At 62.7% G+C, this 22,160-nt stretch carries 21 protein-coding genes; 9 read left to right on the top strand and 12 right to left on the bottom strand.

Annotated features, from left to right (window positions below):
• Window positions 1–127 precede the first annotated feature (127 nt).
• Entirely contained in the window at window positions 128–1,411 is a 1,284-nt protein-coding gene (icd, locus tag ABWK72_RS03205) for an NADP-dependent isocitrate dehydrogenase (RefSeq protein WP_367873341.1), read from the bottom strand.
• Between the two features lie 471 nt (window positions 1,412–1,882).
• Window positions 1,883–2,206 (bottom strand): hypothetical protein, encoded by a 324-nt coding sequence (locus tag ABWK72_RS03210; protein WP_367873342.1) that lies wholly within the window; start codon window positions 2,204–2,206, stop codon window positions 1,883–1,885.
• A gap of 58 nt (window positions 2,207–2,264) precedes the next feature.
• Here ABWK72_RS03210 and ABWK72_RS03215 point away from each other — a divergent pair, with 58 nt between their 5' ends.
• Window positions 2,265–2,426, top strand: coding sequence for a hypothetical protein (locus ABWK72_RS03215; protein ID WP_367873343.1), 162 nt, complete (start codon window positions 2,265–2,267; stop codon window positions 2,424–2,426).
• Between the two features lie 92 nt (window positions 2,427–2,518).
• Here the strand turns inward: ABWK72_RS03215 and rho are convergent, their stop codons facing one another.
• The 4 genes from rho to trpS form a co-directional block, all read right to left on the bottom strand.
• Window positions 2,519–4,525 carry a transcription termination factor Rho gene (gene rho, locus ABWK72_RS03220; protein WP_367873344.1) on the bottom strand — a complete coding sequence of 669 codons (2,007 nt, stop codon included), beginning with the start codon at window positions 4,523–4,525 and terminating at the stop codon, window positions 2,519–2,521.
• A gap of 38 nt (window positions 4,526–4,563) precedes the next feature.
• On the bottom strand, window positions 4,564–5,316 hold the full coding sequence (locus tag ABWK72_RS03225; RefSeq protein ID WP_367873345.1) for a YebC/PmpR family DNA-binding transcriptional regulator: 753 nt from the start codon (window positions 5,314–5,316) through the stop codon (window positions 4,564–4,566).
• A gap of 337 nt (window positions 5,317–5,653) precedes the next feature.
• A complete protein-coding gene (locus ABWK72_RS03230; RefSeq protein ID WP_367873346.1) occupies window positions 5,654–6,571 on the bottom strand; it encodes an alpha/beta fold hydrolase in 918 nt (305 codons plus the stop codon).
• A 30-nt stretch (window positions 6,572–6,601) separates the two neighbouring features.
• Window positions 6,602–7,570 carry a tryptophan--tRNA ligase gene (trpS, locus tag ABWK72_RS03235; RefSeq protein WP_367873347.1) on the bottom strand — a complete coding sequence of 323 codons (969 nt, stop codon included), beginning with the start codon at window positions 7,568–7,570 and terminating at the stop codon, window positions 6,602–6,604.
• A gap of 150 nt (window positions 7,571–7,720) precedes the next feature.
• Between trpS and ABWK72_RS03240 the strand changes: the two genes are divergently transcribed.
• Both ABWK72_RS03240 and mfd read left to right on the top strand, forming a co-directional pair.
• Window positions 7,721–8,425, top strand: coding sequence for an SDR family oxidoreductase (locus ABWK72_RS03240; RefSeq protein WP_367873348.1), 705 nt, complete (start codon window positions 7,721–7,723; stop codon window positions 8,423–8,425).
• Between the two features lie 54 nt (window positions 8,426–8,479).
• Complete coding sequence (gene mfd / locus ABWK72_RS03245) at window positions 8,480–11,653, top strand: transcription-repair coupling factor (protein ID WP_367873349.1); 3,174 nt, start codon at window positions 8,480–8,482, stop codon at window positions 11,651–11,653.
• A 3-nt stretch (window positions 11,654–11,656) separates the two neighbouring features.
• On the opposite strand, the gene ABWK72_RS03250 is transcribed toward mfd, so the two are convergent.
• Window positions 11,657–12,442: a metallophosphoesterase gene (locus ABWK72_RS03250; protein ID WP_367875314.1), complete on the bottom strand. Its 786-nt coding sequence runs from the start codon at window positions 12,440–12,442 to the stop codon at window positions 11,657–11,659.
• 29 nt (window positions 12,443–12,471) lie between these two features.
• On the opposite strand from ABWK72_RS03250, the gene ABWK72_RS03255 reads away from it, so the two are divergent.
• The 3 genes from ABWK72_RS03255 to ABWK72_RS03265 are packed head-to-tail and all read left to right on the top strand — an operon-like array spanning window position 12,472 to window position 13,514.
• Entirely contained in the window at window positions 12,472–12,762 is a 291-nt protein-coding gene (locus ABWK72_RS03255) for a pentapeptide repeat-containing protein (protein WP_367873350.1), read from the top strand.
• Window positions 12,763–12,815: 53 nt separating this feature from the next.
• Window positions 12,816–13,082 (top strand): antitoxin, encoded by a 267-nt coding sequence (locus tag ABWK72_RS03260; RefSeq protein ID WP_367873351.1) that lies wholly within the window; start codon window positions 12,816–12,818, stop codon window positions 13,080–13,082.
• A 3-nt stretch (window positions 13,083–13,085) separates the two neighbouring features.
• Complete coding sequence (locus ABWK72_RS03265; protein WP_367873352.1) at window positions 13,086–13,514, top strand: type II toxin-antitoxin system VapC family toxin; 429 nt, start codon at window positions 13,086–13,088, stop codon at window positions 13,512–13,514.
• Here ABWK72_RS03265 and ABWK72_RS03270 read toward each other — a convergent pair.
• From ABWK72_RS03270 to ABWK72_RS03290, 5 genes are all read right to left on the bottom strand, one after another.
• Window positions 13,501–14,106, bottom strand: a complete 606-nt coding sequence (locus ABWK72_RS03270) for a lysophospholipid acyltransferase family protein (RefSeq protein ID WP_367873353.1) — start codon at window positions 14,104–14,106, stop codon at window positions 13,501–13,503. The genes ABWK72_RS03265 and ABWK72_RS03270 overlap by 14 nt on opposite strands.
• Before the next feature lie 13 nt (window positions 14,107–14,119).
• Entirely contained in the window at window positions 14,120–14,794 is a 675-nt protein-coding gene (gene cmk, locus ABWK72_RS03275) for a (d)CMP kinase (protein WP_367873354.1), read from the bottom strand.
• On the bottom strand, window positions 14,791–16,149 hold the full coding sequence (gene aroA / locus ABWK72_RS03280; protein WP_367873355.1) for a 3-phosphoshikimate 1-carboxyvinyltransferase: 1,359 nt from the start codon (window positions 16,147–16,149) through the stop codon (window positions 14,791–14,793). The genes cmk and aroA overlap by 4 nt, the downstream gene beginning before the upstream one ends.
• Window positions 16,146–17,021: a prephenate dehydrogenase gene (locus tag ABWK72_RS03285; protein WP_367873356.1), complete on the bottom strand. Its 876-nt coding sequence runs from the start codon at window positions 17,019–17,021 to the stop codon at window positions 16,146–16,148. Before ABWK72_RS03285 ends, aroA begins: the two co-directional genes overlap by 4 nt.
• Window positions 17,022–17,100: 79 nt before the next feature.
• The gene (locus ABWK72_RS03290) at window positions 17,101–17,544 is read right to left on the bottom strand and encodes a hypothetical protein (RefSeq protein WP_367873357.1); all 444 of its coding nucleotides are present in this window, start codon (window positions 17,542–17,544) and stop codon (window positions 17,101–17,103) included.
• 134 nt (window positions 17,545–17,678) lie between these two features.
• On the opposite strand from ABWK72_RS03290, the gene ABWK72_RS03295 reads away from it, so the two are divergent.
• The 3 genes from ABWK72_RS03295 (at window position 17,679) to ABWK72_RS03305 (ending at window position 22,142) form a co-directional block, all read left to right on the top strand.
• Entirely contained in the window at window positions 17,679–17,900 is a 222-nt protein-coding gene (locus ABWK72_RS03295) for a hypothetical protein (protein ID WP_367873359.1), read from the top strand.
• 288 nt (window positions 17,901–18,188) lie between these two features.
• A complete protein-coding gene (locus ABWK72_RS03300; protein WP_367873360.1) occupies window positions 18,189–21,644 on the top strand; it encodes a pyruvate carboxylase in 3,456 nt (1,151 codons plus the stop codon).
• A 12-nt stretch (window positions 21,645–21,656) separates the two neighbouring features.
• Window positions 21,657–22,142: a DUF4375 domain-containing protein gene (locus ABWK72_RS03305; protein WP_367873361.1), complete on the top strand. Its 486-nt coding sequence runs from the start codon at window positions 21,657–21,659 to the stop codon at window positions 22,140–22,142.
• Window positions 22,143–22,160 lie beyond the last annotated feature (18 nt).

The following is a 22,160-nucleotide window of genomic DNA, read 5'->3' on the forward strand; positions in this document are numbered from 1 at the left end:
TACCTGATCTATCGCCAACCGGATGAAGCTCCCATGAAAAAGGCGCGATGCCGAAGCACCGCGCCTTTGGGATAGAGTCGATATCGAACGTGGCTTCGACCGCACAGAGGACTGTGCGGACCACCTTTCAATCCATCGCCTTGATGATGGCTTGGCCGAACTCGGAGCATTTCACTTCCTTGGCGTCGTCCATGAGGCGGGCGAAGTCGTAGGTGACGGTCTTCGCGCTGATCGCGCCGTTGACGCCCTTGATGATGAGGTCGGCGGCCTCGACCCAGCCGAGGTGGCGGAGCATCATCTCGCCGGAGAGGATAACGGAGCCGGGGTTGACCTTGTCCTGGTCGGCATACTTCGGGGCGGTGCCGTGGGTGGCTTCGAAGATGGCGTGGCCGGTGACGTAGTTGATATTGCCGCCGGGTGCGATGCCGATGCCGCCGACGCAGGCGGCGAGGGCGTCCGAGATGTAGTCGCCGTTCAGGTTGAGGGTCGCGACCACCGAGTATTCGGCGGGGCGGGTCAGGAGCTGCTGGAGGAAGGCATCAGCGATGACGTCCTTGATGATGATGCCCGCGCCGCGCTTGCCGTCAGGGATCTTGCACCATGGGCCGCCGTCGATCTCGACCGCGCCGTATTCCTTCTTGGCCAGCTCGTAGCCCCAATCGCGGAAGCCACCTTCGGTGAACTTCATGATGTTGCCCTTGTGGACGAGGGTCACGGATTCCTTGCCCTCGGCGATGGCGTATTCCATCGCGGCGCGGACCAGGCGCTCGGTGCCTTCTTCCGACACCGGCTTCACGCCGTAGCCGGCGGTTTCCGGGAAGCGGACCTTCTTGAAGAGCGCGGGGTACTTGTCCTTGAGGAACTCGCCGAAGGCCTTCGCCTCATCGGTGCCTGCCTTGAACTCGATGCCGGCGTAGATGTCTTCCGTGTTTTCGCGGAAGATCACCATGTCGGTGAGGTCGGGGCGCTTGACCGGGCTCGGCACGCCTTCGAACCAGCGCACCGGGCGCAGGCAGACGTAGAGGTCGAGGATCTGGCGCAAGGCGACATTCAGCGAGCGGATGCCACCGCCGACCGGGGTGGTCAGGGGGCCCTTGATGCCGACGAGGTATTCGTCGAAGGCCTTCAGGGTGTCGTCGGGCAGCCAGGCCTTGCCGATGTCGGTGACGCTATCCTTGTAGAGGTCGTACGACTTCCCGCCGGCCATGACCTCGAACCAGGAGATCTTGCGCTTGCCGCCGTATGCCTTCTCGACCGCGGCATCGAAGACGATCTGGGAAGCCTTCCAGATGTCCGGACCGGTGCCGTCGCCTTCGATGTAGGGAATGATGGGCTGGTCCGGGACGTTCAGCTTGCCATCCTGAATGGTGATGCGGTCTCCGGCGGGCGGGGTCAGGTGTTCGTAGGACATGAGTTATCGGGAAAAGCCGCGCGGAGTGAACAAGGCCGGAACGAGCCCGTCAAAAGCAATCCTAGGCCATCCAGCGCGCCTGAAAGCAATTGTCCGCCACGATTGTGAATAACTTGGGGAAAGATTCAGAAAACCGCTGATGGGAAGGAGCAGGCCACGGGCCACTTCATGCGGAGGCATCTACCTTCCAAGAAAATGTTGATGGGTGACTCCTTGTAATGGGAGCGGGGTTGTTCACCGGCGGAGACGCAGCCCGCAGGATGCATTTTCCCCCAAGTCACTCACCATAAGCACTCAACAAGGTTACGAATCCGTTGCACACGGGTTGTCCGCAAGTTATTCACAATGTGGAAATCGCGACGGTGAGGGCTTTCGAAAGCTCTCCAAAGCCCTCTGCTGGCGGATCTTGAGGTCATTCACAGGTCCAAAACCGCCTGTGAACAACTTGCCGAAAAGTCCCCTGCAAGCCTTTCAATCCCCGCGGCGTGCCAGCGCGCTCCCCTGCCCGCGCGGCCCGGCTCCGGTCAAAAAGCGCAAAATCCCGCCGAGGATTTTCGCCATCACCAGGAAGATGGCGACGAAGACCGCGACAACGGCGAACACCACTACCGCGACGATTCCCAGCAGAACCCAGAGCGGCCACCAGCGCTTGTCGAGGCGGAACACCTTTCCCTGGAGCGAACGACGCCATGCCTCGCCGGGACCTTGGGGCGGCACACGGGGTGCGGCCACCGGCGCGGGGCTGCCGTCGATTTCAAGGACTTCGGCTTCGATGGTATCGGGCACGGCGCTCATTTTCGCCGATTCGCCGCGCGGGGCAATTCGAAGTTTGGGTGGAAGTTGGAAGCGCTGGATGGAAAGTATGATGGGCACCCTGCCCTATTTCGGGTGGTTGAGCTGGCGGATGGTCTTCGATGACGGAGCCGCGAATGAGAAGTTCCGTGATTTCATCGTGGCTGCGAACGAGCAGAATTTCGATCGCTTGGAAGCGATGGTCGATAGCGGGGATGCCTGACGCATCTCCCCGCAACGTGAAGAAGCCACACGGATGCCCGGCGCGGTCCCCTCCGGAACCAAGATTTCCCAAGCTCGCGATGCCCGGATGACCTACCGTGCTCCGGACTCCGCCTTGATCTCCATCAGCATCTGCGGGTTGTTCGGGAACTTCTTCACGAAGTAGAGCAGGCGCTCCATCGCCTCGACCGGGCGGTGGCCGGAGAGGCCGCGGCGGATCAGGTGGATCTTGTTGAGCATGTGCTCGGGCAAGAGCAGTTCCTCGCGCCGGGTGCCCGACTTGAAGATATCGACGGCCGGGTAGATGTAGTTCTCGGCGATCTTGCGATCGAGCACGAGTTCCATGTTACCGGTGCCCTTGAACTCCTGGAAGATTGCTTCGTCCGCGCGGCTGTTCGTCTGGATCAGGGCGGTCGCGAGGATCGTGAGCGAGCCGGCTTCGCGGGTATTGCGGGCGGCGGCGAAGAGGCGGCGCGGAACTTCCAGTGCGCCGATGTTGAGGCCACCGGTGCCGATTCCCCGGCCTTGCTGGCGGATGCCGCCATTGTAGGCGCGCGCCAGACGGGTGATCGAATCCATCAGGAGGAAGACATGCTTGCCGGCTTCCACCAAGCGCTTCGCGCGCTCGATGCACATCTCGGCGATGCGGCAGTGGCTGCGGGCGCCCTCGTCATTCGAGCTGGCGTAGATCTCCGCGCCGGGAAGGGTGCGGCGGAATTCGGTGACTTCCTCCGGCCGTTCGTCGACGAGAAGGATCATCAGGTGCATCGTTTCGTCGTGCAACTCGCGCACGGCTTCGGCGATGTGGAGGAGCAAGGTGGTCTTACCGGAGCGCGGCGGCGAAACGATCAGGCCGCGCTGGCCGCGACCGACCGGAGCCATGAGATCGAGCACCCGGGTGGTGAAGCGTTCCGGCACGGTTTCAAGGCTGATCCGCTTGTTCGGATTGATCGCCTTGAGTTCCTCGAAGGCGGGAAGCCGCTTGGAGTCCTCGGGAGTGAGACCGTTGATGGACGTGATCTCCACCAACTGCTGGCCGCGTGAACCTTCCTGGGCAAGGCCGTGGATCCACACGCCGGGGCGCAGTCCCTGGCGGCGGACCATTTCCGGCGAAACAAAAACATCGTCGCGGGCCTGGTCGAAATTCTTGGAGGGCACCCGCAGGAAGCCGAAGCCCTTCGGGGCGAGTTCGAGCATGCCATCCACCTCGACCTTCGGGCCGCTGAATGAAGATGCTTTCTCCACCGGCTCGGAAGATCTGTCTCCCCCGCTCTGCCGGTCGTTGCGGTCGTTGTGGCGATCCGGCCGCTCTTGCCTTTCCTGGCGCTCGGGCCGCTCTTGTCGTTCCTGGCGCTCGGGCCGCGGCTCCTGACGCGGGGCTTCCTGACGCGGGCCTTGTTCGCCGCCGCCGCCACCTCCGCTACCACCACGTTCGCGCTCGCGGCGACGCTTGCGACGGCGCTTGCGGCGCTCGCGATTGGCATCGGTGCGATCCTTCGGGCCGTCCTGTTGTTGCTGGTGATTCTGTTCACCGCGCGGCTCGCGTTGTTCACGAGGTTCACGTGACTCGCGTTGCGGCGGCTGCTGCTGTTGTTCGCGGGGTTCACGAGGCTCGCGGTCGCGGTCTTCACGGGAGACCACCGGACCACCTCCCGGCACGCGGCCGAAAGAAGGATTGCGCTGTTCGGCGGGATGCGACTCTGAAGGACCATCTTGCGAGCGGCTTTCGACCGGCGCAGGAGTTGCGGACTCGGGCCGGCGCTCCTCCCGCGGGGCGGAAACGGGCGGCTCGGCAATCGAAAATGACTTCTCTTCGACAGGCTCGGCTTTCTTGCGGGCGACCTTCTTCGCCTTCGGAGCCGCAGTCTCGAACGGCACGTCCAGGGGCAGCACGGCCTGAGCCGGCATCGCCTCCACGGCACTCGATTTCGCCACCTTCTTGGCAGCCTTCTTCGCCACCGCCTTCTTCGCGACTTTGGTCGCGGCGGCCTTCTTGGCGGCTTTCTTCGCCGTCTTCTTGGCAGCGGGCTTCGATTCGGCGGACGAAACTTCCGCGGCGGGTTCGTAACCGGCGGTGTCCTGGGGCGTATTATGGCTCATTCAAAAAAAGGGGGCAGAGGCTGGCAATCGGTGGCAGCTCAGGTGTCGAGGGCGACGAGAACTTCGTCTGCCACTTCGAGATTGGTGAAAACGTTCAGGGTGTCGTCGTAGCCGTCCAAGAGTTCGTAGAGTTTCATCACCTGGCGGGCGATTTCGGGATCGGCAACCACGGATGGATTCTGAGGGACGGAGACGAGTTTTTCGGATGCGATGGTAAAACCGGCACCGCGCAATTCCGCCGCAACGGCGGCGAGTTCGACGGGTGATGTGAATACAAGGTGTTCTTCCTCGTCGCTCTGGACATCGTCCGCACCGGCGAGGATCGCGGCTTCCATCATGCGGTCATCATCGATGCCATTGGCGGAAATTCGGATCTCGCCCTTGCGATCGAATTGATAGGCGACGCTGCCGGGGGCGGCGACGCTGCCGCCATTCCTTGAGAAGATCGTCCGGAAGTCGGCCACGGTGCGGTTGAGATTGTCGGTCGCGGCTTCGATCAAGAAGGCGACTCCGGCGGGGCCGTAGCCCTCGTAGGTGACTTCCTGGATCGCTTCGCCACCGAGTTCGCCGAGGCCCTTCTTGATGGCACGGTCGATGTTTTCCTTCGGCATCGAGACGGCCTTGGCATTGTCCACGGCGGCGCGGAGACGGTGGTTCATGCCGACGTCACCGCCGCCGGCACGGGCCGCGAGCGCGATTTCGTGGGCGCACTTGCTGAACACCCTGCCTTTGATGACATCGACGCGAGCCTTGATGTGCTTGACCTTCGACCACTTGTTGTGACCAGCCATGATCGCTTGGAAAAAAACGGGAAAACGGGAGCAAGACGCTGCGCGGTGGCGCGTGCGGCTTTCCTGTTAGGAAATGCGTGAGTGGGATTTGAGGATCGACGAGGGCCGGGTATGGGGAACTCCTGCCAAGTGCGAAAGTGATCGCGGCAAGATTTTCAAACCCGGAGGCAATTGCTAAACCGGCAACTGCCAAGGTCCATCGGACATGGGAACTGTGCCCCGCTTCCGGCGTTTGGCAAAGCAAAAATTTCGGACCTCTTTCAGACCCGCCCGAGAACTCGCGCAATCCCAATGACGGGGCACGCGATCCAGCACCGGCGCAGCCACTCCGCCCTGCTTACTTCGGCTCTTCCCCTAGGATCGCCAACCTGCAATTCCCATGCTCCCACATCGGTCCGGAGCCGTGGGCCAGCCCTTCCGCCTCCACCCGCTGCCAGGCACAGGGCCACTGCTCCGACGCCGCGAGCTTCAGCCCCGCCGCATGGCAATTCCTCCCGCGCTCAATCCGGGTCGCGCCCTGTTTCATCGCCCGCTTCGTGGTGGAAAGATCCTTGAGCCCCGTATCACCGGTACCGAGGAAGAAGGCCAGCGGCGACGCCAGATACCGCTGCAGCACTTCACCGGATGCCATTTCTTCGGGCAGCCCGCCAAAGCCATAGGGATAGCGTTGCTCGCGATCCGGGAACATCAGCGAACCCGGATTCACCAGCACCATGCGCCGTGCTTCATTCGGATACAGGGCGGCCATGCGTCCCAAGAACTGCGCGCCCGCCGAGTGGCCCACCAGATAATAAGGAAGCTTCCCTCCCGCGCTTGCGAAAGCCTGCTCCAGCAACGGCTCCAGGTAACCAAAGGTCCACTGGTCCCGTGGTTGCAGCTTGCCGTTCTTCATGACGCCTCCTTCCTGATAGGCCTCCACATCGAATCGCGGGCGATCAAACTCCGGCACCACCAGCAGCATGCCGAGCTTCTCCGCCAGGATTCGCGCACCATCGCGATATCCCCGTGCATTCCGGCTCGCTCCGTGGAAGAGCACCAGCAGCGGTCCGCCGGCATAGTGCGGCGGACGATATCCGAAGGCCCGGATCGACGCGCCGGCATGTGTGCACTCGAATTGGAAGTCTCCTTCCTTCACCGGCGCTTCGGCGGCCGTGGCCGTCTCCACGACCTGCCCTTCCCCGCTTGCAACCGCGCCTGCCATCGCAAGGCTCAGCGAGCAGGTAAGGAACAGCGGCAGGCAGGAACGCTTGAGCATGCCCGTTTACCTCCCTCCGCAGCGAATCTATCAGGCCAGCCCCACCGCTTTGCGCACCCGGTCCAGTACCGGCGCAGCGGCAGCACGAGCCTTCTCCGCACCCTTCGCGAGCACGGAATCCACGTATCCCGGGTCCGCCAGAAGCTCGGCACGGCGCACGCGCAGCGGCGCGAAACGGGCTTCGTAGGCTTCGAGCAGGCGCTTCTTGAAATCGCCGTAACCAATCCCGCCGCGGTCGAAGTCGGCTTCCATGGCCGCGACTTCCGTGTCGCTGCCCATCAGGCGATAGAGGGCGAGGAGAGTGGAATTTTCCTTCGGCTTCGGGGCCTCCAGCGGCGTGGCATCGGTCACCAGCTTCTTCATGATGAGCTTCTTCGCTTCGCCCTCTTCGGTGAAAATCGGCAGGGTATTGCCGTAGCTTTTGCTCATCTTCTGGCCATCGAGGCCGGGGACCACGGCGGTTGCTTCACGGATGATCGGTTCCGGCACCACCAAGGTTCCCTCGCCGAAAGCTTCGTTGATCTTGCCCGCGAGATCGCGGGTGATCTCGAGGTGCTGCTTCTGGTCCTTGCCGACGGGCACCCGGTTGGTGTCGTAAAGCAGAATGTCTGCCGCCATCAGGACCGGGTAGGCGAAAAGGCCGTGGCTGGGCGAGAAGCCATGCGCCACCTTGTCCTTGTAGGAATGTGCCTTTTCCAATTGGCTGACCGGGCAGACCGTGGAGAGAATCCATGCCAATTCGTTGACCTCCGGCACCGCGCTCTGGAGGAAGAATGTGGCACGTGCGGGATCAAGGCCGCAGGCGAGGAAGTCGACGGCAATCTCGCGGCAGTTCGCGCGGAGTTCATCGGGATTCTTGACCGTGGTCATCGCGTGGTAATTGGCGATGAAGTAGAAGGTCTCCCCTTCGTCCTGCAGTCGTACGGCAGGCTCCATCGCGCCGAAGTAGTTGCCGACGTGGAGTTTCCCGCTGGGTTGCAGCCCGGTCAAAATGCGCATGCGCGGGAAGATGGACAGGACCGCGGCAGACGGTCAAGGGAGCGAAATCCGGGATCTGAAATTTGAAATCTCAAATTCGGGAGTCCCGGCGGCGACTGTTCAGGCATGCGAAGGATTGCGCGGCGCGGCGGCGGATGAAATGGTCCGCGCATGAACCGACTCGCCGGGTCCACCGTCCTCGTCACCGGAGCTTCCAGCGGCATCGGCCGGGCGCTGTCGGAAATGCTGATCGAGCAGGGTGCCTCGGTGCTGGGGGTGAGCCGGCATCCGGCGACCTTGCCTGCGGGCGTGGCCCCGATCGCCGCGGACCTGACGAAGCGCGAGGACATCCAGGAAATTTTCCAGAACCTCGGGAAGATCGACGCGCTGGTGAACTGCGCAGGGATCGCCTACCTCTCGCGGATCATCGATGGCAATCCCGCCGACTGGGAGGAGATGTGGCGGGTCAATGTTTTCGCGCTCACGCTTTGCTGCCAGATGGCGCTGCGGCACTTCCCGCGCGAGGGCGGGCGGATCGTCAACGTGTCCTCGATGAGCGGCCACCGGGTGCCGCCGACGGGCGGCTTCTATTCGCCGACCAAGTTCGCGGTCCGCGCCGTGACCGATGCGCTGCGCCTTGAGCTGAAGAGTGTGGGCCTGCCGATCCAGGTGGCCTGCGTGTCACCGGGCTTCGTCGATACTCCCCTGCTGGATCTCTATTTCCGCGGGCGCGAGGAAGTGCTGCGCAAGACCAAGGAGAGCATGACGATGCTCTCTCCGGAGGACGTGGCCTGTGCGATCCTGACGATCCTGGATGCGCCGCCGCACGTGGAGATCGGGGACATCATGCTGCGGAGCTCGGATCAGAGGATGTGAGATTCCGTTGGGATTTGCGTTGGGCATTTCGAGTTTCTCCCTTAGCTCTCTGGCGTGCCCCGCAAGGTGGAAGCCCAGGATGACTGGCTGCAGCGGGCCATCGGGCAGCCGGATTTCGCGCAGCGCCTGGCCCTTGCGGCCCCGGGTGCGGGAAGTGTCGTGTTCGATCACGCGGACGAGGCATCGCACGCGTGGGTCGCGGCGGTGGTGGTGAAGCATTTGGAGAAGTCGAAGCAGCGCCGCTTCTGGCTGATCTGCGAGGCCCCGCGGCAGAGGGAGCGACTGGCGGTGGAGTTGGAAATGTGGGGCGTGGATGCCGTCGATTTGCCGGAGGCCCCGGTGGAGTTGGAGGGCGGCCAATTGTCCGATCCCGAGGCTGCGGCGCTGCGGTTGGAGGTGCTGGATGGCGCAGCGAAGAACGAGGCCTGCATCATCCTCTGCGGGTCGGATGCCTTTTCCCAAGCAGCCCCTTCCCCCGCGGCACTTGCGGGTAGCAGGCTGACCGTCAAGCAGGGTTCGAACGCCGATCCGATGGATCTTGCGGGCAAGCTGGCTGCGCATGGCTACGATCGCGTGACGACGGTGCAGGGCCGCGGACAATTCGCGGTGCGGGGCGGGATTCTCGATGTCTTCCCGTGGCAAGGCGGACGGCCGCTGCGGATCGAGTTCTTCGATACCGAGGTGGAATCGCTGCGCGAGTTCGACGTCGATTCGCAGGCCTCGGTGGCGAAGGTGGAGCGGGCGGAGTTGCTGCTCGCGGAGCCGGAATTGGAAGCGACGGTCGCGGAGTATGTGCGGCCGGGCGATGTGAAAATCGCCTTCGAGGACGCGGAGATCGAAGCCAGCGTGCGGATCATCAGCGGCGCGCCTCACATCGAGGGCGAGGAAGACTTCTCGACCGCTTGTTTCGGCAGTCCCTTGGGCAGCTTCGAGGCGGGTGACTTCGTGCTCGAACAGAACCGCCGCCAGCGCTTCTTCGATCAGATCGACGAGTGGCGCGCGCAGGATTGGAAGATCGGCATGACCTTCTCTAACAAGGGCGAGGAGGAGCGCTTCGTCGAACTGGCGGGGCAGGAACAAGTGGTCGATCTCGTGCGTTTGCGCGGCGAGTTGATCCAAGGCTTCACCGTGCCCGCGGCGCGGATGGCGGTGCTCTCTTCGAGCGAACTCTTCGGCCGCTATCGCACGCCCGGCACCCTCAAGCGAAGCCGCGGCGAAGGCCAGCGAGTGCTCACCACCCGAGCCTCGCTCGATGACATCGCGGAGAGCGATCTGGTGGTTCACCACGAGTATGGCATCGGCAGATTCCGGGGCATTGCTCCGGGCGAGACGGGTGAGGAGATCAGCATTGAGTATCGCGACGGCGGCTTGCTCGCCGTGCCGATCGATCAGGCGCACCTGGTGGCCAAGTATGTCGGCCTCGGCGGCAAGACGCCGGAGCTCAACAAGCTCGGCGGCGCGGCGTGGAAGAACATCCGCAAGTCCGCTGAGAAATCGATCCTCGATTACGCCGCGCAGTTGCTGCGGGTGCAGGCCGAGCGCCAAGCCGAGCCCGGCATTCCCCACCCTCCCGATTCGCGCTGGATGTGGGAGTTCGAAAACTCCTTCCACTACACCGAGACGCCGGACCAGCGCCGCGCCATCGAGATCTCGAAGCGCGACATGGAGGGCGTGAAGCCGATGGACCGCCTGATCTGCGGGGATGTCGGTTTCGGCAAAACCGAGGTGGCGATCCGCGCGGCTTTCAAGGCGGCCACCGGTGGCATGCAGGTGGCGATCCTGGTGCCGACCACCGTGCTGGCGGAGCAGCATTGGCGGACCTTCCGCGAGCGGATGAGCGATTACCCGATCCGCATCGATCTGCTGAACCGCTTCCGCAGCCCATCCGAAATTAGAGAGACCATCCGCGGTCTGGCCGATGGCTCGGTGGACATCGTGATCGGCACGCACCGCCTGATCTCCGGCGATGTGCATTTCAAGAATCTCGGCCTCGCTGTGGTGGACGAGGAGCAGCGCTTCGGGGTGAAGCACAAGGAGAAGTTCAAGGAGCTCTTCCGCAGCATCGACGTGATGACGCTCTCCGCCACGCCGATCCCGCGCACGCTCTACATGGCACTGATGGGTGCGCGCGACATGTCCACCATCGACACCCCGCCGCCGAACCGGGTGCCGGTGCATACCAGCGTGGTGCAGTATGACGAGCGGATCATCCGCGAGGCGATCCAGCGCGAGATGAAGCGCGGCGGCCAAGTCTTCTTCCTGCACAACCGGGTGAAGAGCATCGAGATGATGCAGAAGAAGCTCAAGGAGCTGGTGCCGGAAGCGCGGATCCTGGTCGGCCACGGCCAGATGGAGAAGGACGACCTCGAGGTGGTGATGCGCAAGTTCGTCCATGGTGAGGCGGACATCCTGCTGGCGACCACGATCATCGAGACCGGCATCGACATCCCGAATGCGAACACGATCCTGATCGACCGCGCCGACCGCTTCGGCCTGGCGGATCTCTATCAGCTCCGCGGCCGCGTGGGCCGGGCCGGCGAGAAGGCTTACGCGATCCTGCTGCTGCCGCGCGACTTCATCACCGCCGGCGATGCGCGGAAACGCATCCACGCGATCAAGCAGTACACCGCGCTCGGCTCCGGCTTCAAGATCGCCATGCGCGACCTGGAGATCCGCGGCGCGGGCAATCTGTTAGGCACGAAGCAAAGCGGTCACATTGCGGCGGTCGGCTTCGATCTTTACTGCCAGCTTCTACGGCAGTCGGTGGACCGGCTTCAGGGCAAAACTCCGAAGGCCCGGGTCGAGGCGAGCTTCCGCAGTGATTTCGTGGCCTTCTCGGAAGCGGAATTCGCTCGTGGCTCGGGCGATGGTCCGCTGCTGCCCGCTTACTTACCGAACGCTTGGCTGGGCGAGACCCAGCTCCGCGTGAGCGCCTACCGGGAACTCGCCGAGAGCATGGTCGAAAAGGATCTCAATGCCTTGGAAGCACGCTGGCGGGATCGCTTCGGGCGTCTCCCGGAAGCCGCGGCGAACCTGATCATCGTGGGCCGCATCCGCCTCACCGCGGCGGGCAAGGGCGTTTCATCCGTGGAGATCAAGGGCCAGCGCCTGATGCTCCAGCGTGGTGGCGATTACATCATGCTCGAAGGCCGGCGTTTCCCGCGGCTAGCCTCCGAGGCGGCGAAGGAGAAGCTTGTGGAAGCGCTGGAGATGCTCCGGGCGCTCTAGTGTTCAGCAGTCGAACCGCAGCGGTTGAAACCCCATCTTCCGGGTCGCGGAGCCCGTATTGTGAAAGCGAACTTCTCCATCGCGGTGATCTCGGAATGGCACATGGGTGTGTCCGAAATAGCAATCGCTGGTGCCGTTCCGCCATCCCGGCAGCGCTTCGTCCAGATACCGCGTCACTCTTCCGACAGTCGCGGCCTGCTGAAAATAGCAGCGATGAAACAAGATTCCGGCTCCTGTGGCATCCACCACTCGGTAAAATCTCCGGCCCCAGATGCCGCGCTGCCGGTCCTTGCTCCAGACCTTGCGATAGGCGGCCAGGCGGGCCGGATTCATGCCCCGGTTCGAGCAGTCCCCGTGAAGGAAGAGCGATGACCCCAAGCGGACGTGGCTATCGTGGACCGTCAAAACGTTTGACCCGGCGGCCAGGACCTTCAGCTCTTCACGGAAGGTGCCGAGGCAATCGTGGTTCCCCACCACATAATGAATCTCCCGCCCCTCGAAGCGCCGGATCCACCGCTCCAGCCAGCTCCGGGCCCCGGCAATCGAGGCTGCTTCGCAAGGCAGCGTGCTCCAGCGGAAGTCAAAGGTGTCGCCATTGAGAACCAGCACATCGACGCGGTCCAACTCCGCGGCAAGCCGGTCGAGCAGTTCTTCCGCGCATGCCCGCGGTGAGAACAGATGAAGATCGGAAATGACCAGGCCCTGCTTCAGGGATTCGAGACTACCGGAAAATTCCCCTCGCGTCGATGGCAGCCAAATGCGTTCTCGCCATTTCTCGCCCGGGAGGATAAGCGAGAATGCGTCTTCCCTCCCGTGTCATGAGCACAAGAACCGAAAACGCCTGCCTCAAAGGTGCCGAGTATGCGAATGTCGATCTCGGCGACGCGCGCTTCCAGGATGTGAATCTGGGCGGCGCGAGATTCGAAGATGTAAGCCTCGCCGGTGCCGGATTTGAAAACGTCTCCTTGAGCGGTGCCAGGATCTCGGACGCGAATTGCTCCGGACTCGCGATCGAGAACGCCTGCTATGATCGGATGACGATCGATGGCATTCTCGTCACGGAGCTGCTAAGGGTCTACGAGGAACTGCGGGCGGAGGCCGATGCTTGAAGCTTCCCGACTCCGGTTCTTGACAGTCCCCGCGCCCGACCTATGCTTGGCCTATGCCGAATATCGATAACGCTCTTTCCGAAACCCGGCGAGCGGCACTATTTCGAAACGGCCGGAACCAGGCATTGCGCATTCCAAAGGCATTCGAGCTGCCAGGAGATGAAGTGCTGTTACGTCGTGAAGGTGACCGGCTGATCGTCGAGCCCATTGGCAAAAAGAGGGGGCTTCTTTCTGTTCTGGCTGGGTTGGAGCCGTTGGATTTGGAGTTCCCTAACATCGACGAGGGAATGCAGCGCTTGGACGACATCGACTTGCCGTAGTATATGCCCGGTGAAAACTCCACGCGCTTCCTGCTCGATACTAACATCCTTTCGGAGCTGATCCGCAATCCTTCCGGAATTGTCCGGGATCGCATCGAAAAAGAAGGCGAAGATTCGATCGCAGTGAGCATCGTTGTTGCAGCGGAGCTTCGCTTCGGTGCCGCGAAGCGGAGGTCGGAACGACTTTCGGAGCATGTCGAAGCAATCTTGCTCAGCGTCACAATCCTCCCGCTCGAAGAACCCGTAGATCGACACTATGCCGAAATTCGAGCATCGCTCGAAGCGTCGGGAAATCCGATCGGTCCCAACGATTTGCTGATTGCAGCACATGCCCGGGCACTCGGCCTTACCGTCGTCACGGCGAACGTCGCGGAGTTCTCAAAAGTTCCCGGACTAGCAGTGACGAATTGGCTGCATCCTAAAGCGCCTTGATCGTCTCCATGATCCGGTCGGCGATCCGCTGGTAGCCGTGCGAGCCCTTCGCCGCCAGTTCTTCCTCGGTCAGCCGGATCGCCGGGCCGATATGGAGGGTGATCTGGGTGAAGCGGACGCGTCCGGATCCGCGGGGCAAAGCCTCCCGCGCTCCTTCAATGCGGATCGGTTGGATCACCGCGTTCGACTTCACGGCAACAAGGCCGACGCCCGGCTGAGCCACGCCGATCACTCCGTCCAGGCTGCGCTCGCCCTCGGGGAAGACCAGCACGCGCCTGCCGGAACTGAGCAACTTGATGATCGTCTTCAGGCTGGTCATGTCCGGCCGGTCCTGATCGACCGGAATCGAGTTCCACGCGAGGTAGATCCACTTGAGCAGCGGGGTCGTCATCAGGGACTTCCGCGCGAGATAGAACATCTCGTCGTGATAGAGGGTCCCGATCAGCGGGGGATCGAGGAAGCTCTCGTGATTGGACGCGATCAGCACCGAGCCCTCCCGGACCAAGTGTTCGCGGCCGATCACCTTCAAGCCGAAGAGCGAGCGATAGGCGCTGCCGAAGAGGGTCCAACCGAACCAATAGATCCAACGCATGGGCGGTGATTTGTTAGAGAGGATTGCCCTCCCCGTCCGCGGGAATCGGGAAGCCTTGGCTCTTGAGGATGGCCAAAGCAGCCGCCACGCCGGTTTCGATGGTGTGTCCGGAGGTGTCGAGGATCGCCGCACCGTCCGCGATCTTGAGCGGTGCGGTCGCACGGCGGCTGTCCGCATGGTCGCGGGCGGCCACGGAATCGACCTCGCCGATCTCCTCCCGGCGGGCCTCGCGGACATCCGGGTCCGCATCCATGTAAATCTTGTAGGGGGTCTCCGGAAAGACCACCGAGCCGATGTCCCGGCCTTCCATCACCACGTCGCCCAGCTTCAGGAAATCGCGCTGCAGGGAGACGAGGCACTCACGGACCTCCGGAACGGCGGCCACGGCGGAGACATTCGCATTCACCTCCTCGCTGCGCAGTTCGTCGCCGGGATCGATGCCATCGATACGCACGGTTGAAGAGAGACCGTCCACGCCGCATTCGACCTCCATGTTGCGCAGGGCCTCGACCACGGCCGCCCGATCGCCTGGATCGACGCCGGTCTTGAGCACCTTCCAGGTCACGGCCCGGTACATGGCCCCGGAATTCACCATGATCAGGTCGAGTCGCTGTGAAAGGATGCGCGCGAGCGTGCTCTTGCCGGAAGCGGCCGGTCCGTCGATGGCGATGGCGCGGTGAAGGATCATGGCTGGACAGGCACTGCGGGCAGATCGTAATCGGCCGCGACCTTGCTCCCGGCGAGCACGGCGGCGAGTTGTTTGGCAAAGCCGGGGTAGGAAGTATTCACGCAGGCAGTATTGCGGACCACGGTTTCGCCTTCCGCGAAGAGCCCGGCAATCGCAAACGCCATCGCGATGCGGTGATCGCCGTGGCTTTCGACGCTGGCGGCATGCAGCGGGCTCCCGCCGGTGATCTCCATCCCGTCCTCGAATTCCTCCACCTGTCCGCCCATCGCGCGCAGGTTATCGACCACGGTGGTGATGCGGTCGGTCTCCTTCACGCGGAGTTCCTTGGCATTCCGGATCACCGTCTTGCCTTCGGCGAGGGCCGCGGCGATGGCGATCACGGGAATCTCGTCGATCAGGTTGGGGATCTCGGCCTTGAGAAGTCCGGTGCCTTTCAGTGGTCCGCCGAGGATCTCGATATCGCCGATCGGTTCGCCGTCGTCGGAAGAGAGCACCGTGCGGGTGATCTTCGCGCCCATGCGTTCGATCACATCGAGCACCGCGGTGCGGGTCGGATTCAGGCCGACGTTCTTGATCACGAGCCGCGAGCCCGGTAGGGCGGCTGCGGCCACCACCCAGAAAGCAGCGCTGGAAATATCACCCGGCACGCGGAAGTCACGGGCCTGAGGAATCTGCCCGCCTTCGATCGAGATCGCCTGGCCCTCGATGCGGATCTTGACGCCGAAGGACTCAAGCATGCGCTCGGTGTGGTCCCGGGTATCGGCAGGCTGGACCGCGGTGGTGACGCCCTCGCAGAACATCCCAGCCAGCAGCACGGCGCTCTTCACCTGGGCGCTGGCCACGGGCAATTCGTAGCGGATCGGCTGCAGCTTGGTGCCGTGGATCTTCAGCGGCGCGCAGCCAGGCTTCGCGCCGAGGCAATCGATCTTCGCGCCCATCAGTTCAAGCGGATCGGTGATGCGACCCATCGGGCGGCCGGAAAGCGATTCATCGCCGAAAAGTTCGCAGTCGAAGGATTGTCCCGCGAACAAGCCGGCGAGCAGACGCATGCCGGTGCCGGAGTTTCCGCAATCGAGCGGCGCGGTGGGCGCGGCAAGCTGCATCTTCCGACCATGGATGCGCATCGAGGTCGGCCCGAAGCCGGGCATTTCCTCCAGCACCTCCACCTTCACGCCGCATGCCTGCATCGCCCCGAGGGTGTTCAGGCAATCCTCGCTGGGCAGGAAGTTGCGGACGGTGGAAACCCCGTCGGCAAGACCCGCGATCATCGCGGCACGATGGGACATGCTCTTGTCGCCGGGCACCGGAAATTCGGCATCCAGCGTGCGGATCGATCGGACTCGGAACTCGCTCATTGATAATCGCTTTGGACAGGCTTGAGGGCTGATTCGCGGGCCAGCTTCGCCTCAGCCAACCACACGCGCAGGGCTTCTTGGTCGCCCGCTTCTAGGTTGGCAAGCATTACGCCCAAATCGAGGATGCAGGACCTGATTACCTCTGCGAGGGCATCCTTATTTTCGACAGCAATCTCTGCCCACATATTCGGGTCACCGCTTGCCACGCGAGTTGTGTCGCGAAGGCCACCCCCACTCACCCGGCCATACCACTGTTCGCGCAATGCCGACCTAGAAGTCGCGGCTGCCATCATATGGGGAAAGTGACTCACGTTTGCCACCGCTATGTCATGTTGAAGGCCATCGGGCGGCTCATAGACTTTACATCCTAGAGCTTCCCAAAAAGATCTGAGGCGTCCCACCCACGGCTCGCCTACTTGATCTTCGTCCGTAATCAGGCATGCGGCATCTTGGAATAGATCCTTTCTTGCCGCCTCGACTCCGGTCTTTTCCGAACCCGCCATCGGGTGGCTTCCAATAAACTTCCCACCCGTGAACTTCAGAAGAGGTCGCAAGACTCTATGAACGGGGGCCTTCACACTACCCACATCGGTAATCAATGCATTGCGGGACAGGCCCGCACCCTGTGCCGAGAGGAGAACAGATGCCATCGCACCCACTGGCGTCGCCAAAACAACCAAATCAGCTTTATTGATCGCCGTGGCCATCCCATCGGTGGCGCCAGCGATTCCGCGGATTTTTGCGGCTTTCACATTTTCCAACCTCCTCGACCAGAGGTTGACTCCCAGATTCGGAAATCGTTCCTGCAACGCGAGGGCCAGCGAACCGCCGAGCAGCCCGCCGCCGAGAATGGCCACCTTCTGAAAATCCATGGGTCTCCGGGAATGAAGGAGCCGGACCCTTGGGCGGGACCGGCTCCTCGAAATCAAAGCCTGTAGAGGCGCTGGAATCTCAAGGGACGCGGAAGTGCTTCTTCTCCGACGCCGGATAGGTCGGATCTGCCACCAGACGACCGCTGGGGATGCCGGTTACGTCCACGATCTTGTTGTTGAAAGGGCTGAAAACCATCCCCGGACGACCTGGAACCGCCCGTGCGGTCTTCACCTCCTCTTTCTTGTCCGGCTTCTTGGTATCGGTCTTGTCGGGATCCGGGTTCCCTCCGGCGGCTGGACCGTCGGGAGTTGCGGCTCCCTCTTCGGTCTTCTCCTTCTTGGTCAGCTCGTCGGCGGCCTTCTTCTTTTTCTCCCGCTGCTCGGCGATCTTCGCCTTTTCTTCCTCCGTCTGCTTGTTGACAGCGGGATCAGCCGGGGCCTGCGGCGGCGGCTCAACGTAAGGGGTGCAGGAGGCCGCAAGGAAAATTGCGGCGGAGGCCGGGAGAATCAGTCGGAGATTCATGGTGCTAAGGATAGGTCCGGAGCCATTCGCCATGGCCGCGGAGACCGCAGAGCTTGCGGCATCAGTCTCGCAACGTCAAGCCACTGGGATGGCCAAGCTTGCAAAAGCCCGCCGCAAGTGCCTGCCTCTGCGCCATGAGTCACGACGATTGCCTGAGGACGCGGGCCACCATTCTCAAGACCCTCGGCAATGGTCTCCATGAAGCCGCCCTGCCGAATGGCAAACGGGTGCTCTGCCATCTTTCGAAGGAATTGGCGGCGGCACCGCCAGAGCTGGTGGCGGATGCGGTGGTGATGCTGGAATTGAGCCCCTTCGATCTGGACCGGGCGCGGATCGCGCAGGTGATCAACGATTAAATGCCATCGGCCAGCTCCTAAGGCCGCGTCCGCTTCCGCAAAACGAAGCATCAAAACAAAAAAAGAAGCGGCCCGATCGAATAGCCTCCGGAAAAACCCAAAAACCGGGAAGACCTTTCAATCGGGCCGCCTACTATTGTCGCGACGCCGAAGGATTACCTCAGACCGGGGGACGCGTCAACACTTTTCGGGAAATATTCTTCAAGAATTTTTAGGAGCCTTAAGGAACGGCCTGCTGTCACCTTTCCCCTTGGCCGATTCGGCAGCGCTCCATTAGGAAAGCGCCGCATGCCGCAGCCCAAGACCGACAAGCTCCTCGCCGCGAACCGCGGAGAGATTGCCATCCGCATTTTCCGCGCCGCGAACGAACTCGGCCTCCGCACCGTTTCGATCTTCGCGGAAGAGGACCGCTTCTCCCGCCACCGCTTCAAGGCGGACGAGGCCTACCAGCTCGATCCGAACAAGGGTCCGGTGGGCGCTTACCTCGACGTGGACGGGATCGCGGCGCTGGCGAAATCGAAGGGCGTGACCTTGGTGCACCCCGGCTACGGCTTCCTTTCGGAGAACGCGGCCTTCGCACGGGCCTGCGCCCGGGAAGGCATGATCTTCGTGGGCCCCTCCCCCGAGTTGCTGGAAAGCATGGGCGACAAGACGGCGGCGCGGCATCTCGCGGCCAAGTTCAACGTCCCCACCCTGCCGGGCACCGAGGAACCGATCACGGACTCGAAGGAAGCGCTTAAGGTCGCGAAGGAGATCGGCTTCCCGCTCATCATCAAGGCGGCCTTTGGCGGCGGCGGACGCGGGATGCGCGTGGTGGAAAAGCCCGAGCAACTCGCCGGCCTGCTGTCCGAAGCGCAGAACGAGGCAGACAAGGCTTTCGGCAACCCGGCGGTTTTCCTGGAGCGCTACATCTCGCGAGCCAAGCACATCGAGGTGCAGATCCTGGGCGACCAGCACGGCAACGTCGTCCACCTGCACGAGCGCGATTGCTCGGTGCAGCGCCGCTACCAGAAGGTTATCGAGATCGCTCCTTCGGTGGAGCTCGACCCGCAGGTCCGCAAGGAGCTGTGCGAGGCAGCGGTGACGCTTGCCAAGGGCATTGGCTACAACAACGCGGGCACCGTCGAGTTCCTCTACGACATGGACCAGAAAGACTGGTTCTTCATCGAGATGAACCCGCGCATCCAGGTGGAGCACACCGTGACGGAGTGCGTCACGGGCATCGACCTGGTGCGCTCGCAGATCCTGGTGGCGAAGGGCTTCTCGCTGTTGAGCAAAGAGATCGCGATCCCGCCGCAGGATGAAATCCCCTGCAATGGCTATGCGATCCAGTGCCGGATCACGACCGAGGATCCGGAGAAGAATTTCGCGCCGGACTACGGCCGCATCCTCAACTACCGCTCGGCCGCGGGCTTCGGCATCCGCCTTGATGCGGGATCGGGCGATGCCGGCTCGGTGATCACGCCTTTCTACGACTCGATGCTGGTGAAGCTCACCGCGATGGGCCGGGATTTCGAGACCGCCTGCGTGCGCATGGACCGCGCCTTGCGCGAATTCCGGATCCGCGGGGTGAAGACCAACATCCCCTTCCTGGAGAATGTCATCAAAGACTCCACCTTCCGCTCCGGCCAGGCCCACACCAAGCTGATCGACACCAAGCCCGAGCTGCTCAAATTCAAGGCCAAGCGCGACCGTGCGACCAAGCTGCTGTCCTACCTCTCCGATATCACGGTCAATGGCAACACGACGGCCAAGGGCTGGAAGCCCGAGAAGCCCATCCTCAACCCGCGCGTGCCGCAATTCCCCGCGAAGAGCTTCCAAGGCAGCCGCGAGCTTCTGCTAGAGAAAGGGCCGGAGGAATTCGCCAAGTGGATCCGCGATGAAAAGCGACTCCTGATCACGGATACCTCGATGCGGGACGCGCACCAATCGCTGATCGCGACGCGGATGCGAACGCTGGACATGCAGCGGATCGCCGACGCCTACGCGGCGGCCTTGCCGAACCTGTTCTCGCTGGAAATGTGGGGCGGGGCGACCTTCGACACCTCCATGCGCTTCCTGAAGGAATGCCCGTGGGAGCGCCTGCGCCGCCTGCGCGAAAAGGTGCCCGGCATCCTCTTCCAGATGCTCTTCCGCGGCTCGAATGCGGTGGGCTACTCGAACTATCCGGACAACGTCGTGGCCGGCTTCGTGAAGCATTCCGCGGATGCCGGCATGGACATCTTCCGGATCTTCGACTCGCTCAACTATCTGCCGAACATGCAGGTGGCGATGGAGGCGGTGCGCGACCACGGCAAGGCGCTCTGCGAAGCCGCGATCTGCTACACCGGCGACATCCTCGACTCGAAGCGCGATAAGTTCTCGCTGAAGTATTACGTGGCGAAGGCCAAGGAGCTCGAGAAGATGGGCGCGCATATCCTGGCGATCAAGGACATGGCCGGCCTCTGCAAGCCACAGGCCGCCTACAATCTCGTCGATGCACTCAAGCAGGAGCTTTCGATCCCGATCCACTTCCACACCCACGACACCTCCGGCCTGAACGCCGCCTCGGTGATCGCCGCGGCGCGCGCCGGCGTGGATATCGTCGATCTGGCGATCGCGTCGATGTCCGGCTCGACCTCGCAGCCGAACCTCAACTCGGTCTGCGCCGCGTTGGCGAATTCGGATCGCGATCCCGGCCTGGATGCGGACGCCCTGAACGAGATCTCCGACTACTGGGAAGAGGTGCTCGCGCAATACAAGCCCTTCGACTCCGCGCCGCGCGCGGGCACCGCGGAGGTTTACGAGCACGAGATGCCCGGCGGCCAATACACCAACTTGCGCGAGCAGGCGAATGCCATGGGCCTCGGTCACCGCTGGCGCGAGATCGCCCGCACCTATGCCGACGTGAACCAGCTTTTCGGCGATATCGTGAAGGTAACTCCTTCCTCGAAAGTGGTCGGCGACATGGCAATGTTCCTGATCACCCGCGGGATCAAGGCGGCGGACGTACCGAAGCTGAAGCCCGGCTCGATCGACTGGCCGGAGAGCGTGATCGACATGCTCGCCGGCGGCCTCGGCCAACCGGACGGCGGCTGGCCCGCGGATGTGCAGAAGGTCGTGCTGGGCAACAAGCCCGCGACCACCCAGCGCCCCGGCGATCTTGCCGAAGCCGTGGACCTGGAAGCCACCCGCGCCCAGGTCGCGAAGAAGATCGGCCGTCAGGTGGACGATGACGATCTCTACTCGCACCTGATGTATCCGCAGGTCTTCTCGGAGTTCGTGGAGTTCCGCCGCAAGTACGATGACCTTAGTGGCCTGGCCACGCCCGCCTTCTTCTACGGCATGTGCGCCGGCGAGGAAGTCGAGATGGAGATCGACACCGGCAAAACCCTCTTCGTCAAACTGGTCTCGATCGGCGACGCGGATGCCGACGGCCGCCGCACCCTGTTCTACGAGCTCAACGGCATGCCGCGCGAAAGCGTGATCGTCGACAAGTCGCGGGTCAGCAGTGAATCGAAGCCTGCCCGGATCAAGGGCAAGCCCGACGACACCACCCAAGCCTGCGCCCCGATGCCCGGCATGGTCACCGAAGTCGCCGTCTCGCCCGGCCAGGAGGTCAAGGAAGGCGACAAGCTCATCACCCTTGAAGCCATGAAGATGCTCACCACCGTCAGCGCCTCGCAGGATGGAGTGGTGAAGGAGATCCTGGTGAAGAAGGGCGAGCAGGTGGATAGCGATGACCTGCTGGTGAAGCTGGAGTGATTCCCTACGTCCATGTCCAAGCCCTTTCTAGAGCAATACGGCGGCCAGACGATCGATCAGTTGATCGCGATGCAGCACACGCATCGCATCGATTCGATCGTTCTGGCGATCGAGCAGGCGCTCGCGGGAAGGGATACGGTTTCCGAGGCGGAGCTGACCGTCCTGGCGGTGGAAGCCTTGGAAAGGTCGGTGAACAACGGCGGTTACCGGCAGTTCTTTGACTCTTCATCGGAGTATGTCCCGTCGATCGTCGGGGCCTTGGAGCGGATCGGATGTCCGAATTGTGCGGCAATCACCGGCGATGCCGTTGAGGCTCTCGCTTTGCCCGCCGATTCCGGCGCGATCTCAGACTTTATGTCGCACCTACCCGACGAGATCGAAGATCAGCTTGGCAAGTGCGACAGCCGCTACTACGGGAATCGGGAAAGCATCGAGAGCGGGCTCTTCGCCTACATCGAGAAGAACCGGCACGAGATTCGCCTCCCCAATTCCCGTTAAGGTTGGCATCGTCTGCCT

This window comes from Luteolibacter sp. Populi (genome assembly GCF_040801775.1).
Classification (GTDB): Bacteria; Verrucomicrobiota; Verrucomicrobiia; order Verrucomicrobiales; family Akkermansiaceae; genus Haloferula.

Excerpts from the sequence above, each read along its gene's own strand:
- ABWK72_RS03300 (WP_367873360.1), top strand. The coding sequence starts at position 18,189 with ATGCCGCAGCCCAAGACCGACAAGCTCCTCGCCGCGAACCGCGGAGAG.
- ABWK72_RS03290 (WP_367873357.1), bottom strand. The coding sequence starts at position 17,544 with ATGAATCTCCGACTGATTCTCCCGGCCTCCGCCGCAATTTTCCTTGCG.
- ABWK72_RS03240 (WP_367873348.1), top strand. The coding sequence starts at position 7,721 with ATGAACCGACTCGCCGGGTCCACCGTCCTCGTCACCGGAGCTTCCAGC.
- ABWK72_RS03265 (WP_367873352.1), top strand. The coding sequence starts at position 13,086 with ATGCCCGGTGAAAACTCCACGCGCTTCCTGCTCGATACTAACATCCTT.
- ABWK72_RS03210 (WP_367873342.1), bottom strand. The coding sequence starts at position 2,206 with ATGAGCGCCGTGCCCGATACCATCGAAGCCGAAGTCCTTGAAATCGAC.
- rho (WP_367873344.1), bottom strand. The coding sequence starts at position 4,525 with ATGAGCCATAATACGCCCCAGGACACCGCCGGTTACGAACCCGCCGCG.
- aroA (WP_367873355.1), bottom strand. The coding sequence starts at position 16,149 with ATGAGCGAGTTCCGAGTCCGATCGATCCGCACGCTGGATGCCGAATTT.
- ABWK72_RS03230 (WP_367873346.1), bottom strand. The coding sequence starts at position 6,571 with ATGCTCAAGCGTTCCTGCCTGCCGCTGTTCCTTACCTGCTCGCTGAGC.
- ABWK72_RS03285 (WP_367873356.1), bottom strand. The coding sequence starts at position 17,021 with ATGGATTTTCAGAAGGTGGCCATTCTCGGCGGCGGGCTGCTCGGCGGT.
- ABWK72_RS03295 (WP_367873359.1), top strand. The coding sequence starts at position 17,679 with ATGAGTCACGACGATTGCCTGAGGACGCGGGCCACCATTCTCAAGACC.
- trpS (WP_367873347.1), bottom strand. The coding sequence starts at position 7,570 with ATGCGCATTTTGACCGGGCTGCAACCCAGCGGGAAACTCCACGTCGGC.
- cmk (WP_367873354.1), bottom strand. The coding sequence starts at position 14,794 with ATGATCCTTCACCGCGCCATCGCCATCGACGGACCGGCCGCTTCCGGC.
- ABWK72_RS03225 (WP_367873345.1), bottom strand. The coding sequence starts at position 5,316 with ATGGCTGGTCACAACAAGTGGTCGAAGGTCAAGCACATCAAGGCTCGC.
- ABWK72_RS03260 (WP_367873351.1), top strand. The coding sequence starts at position 12,816 with ATGCCGAATATCGATAACGCTCTTTCCGAAACCCGGCGAGCGGCACTA.
- ABWK72_RS03305 (WP_367873361.1), top strand. The coding sequence starts at position 21,657 with ATGTCCAAGCCCTTTCTAGAGCAATACGGCGGCCAGACGATCGATCAG.
- icd (WP_367873341.1), bottom strand. The coding sequence starts at position 1,411 with ATGTCCTACGAACACCTGACCCCGCCCGCCGGAGACCGCATCACCATT.
- ABWK72_RS03255 (WP_367873350.1), top strand. The coding sequence starts at position 12,472 with ATGAGCACAAGAACCGAAAACGCCTGCCTCAAAGGTGCCGAGTATGCG.
- ABWK72_RS03215 (WP_367873343.1), top strand. The coding sequence starts at position 2,265 with ATGGAAAGTATGATGGGCACCCTGCCCTATTTCGGGTGGTTGAGCTGG.
- ABWK72_RS03270 (WP_367873353.1), bottom strand. The coding sequence starts at position 14,106 with ATGCGTTGGATCTATTGGTTCGGTTGGACCCTCTTCGGCAGCGCCTAT.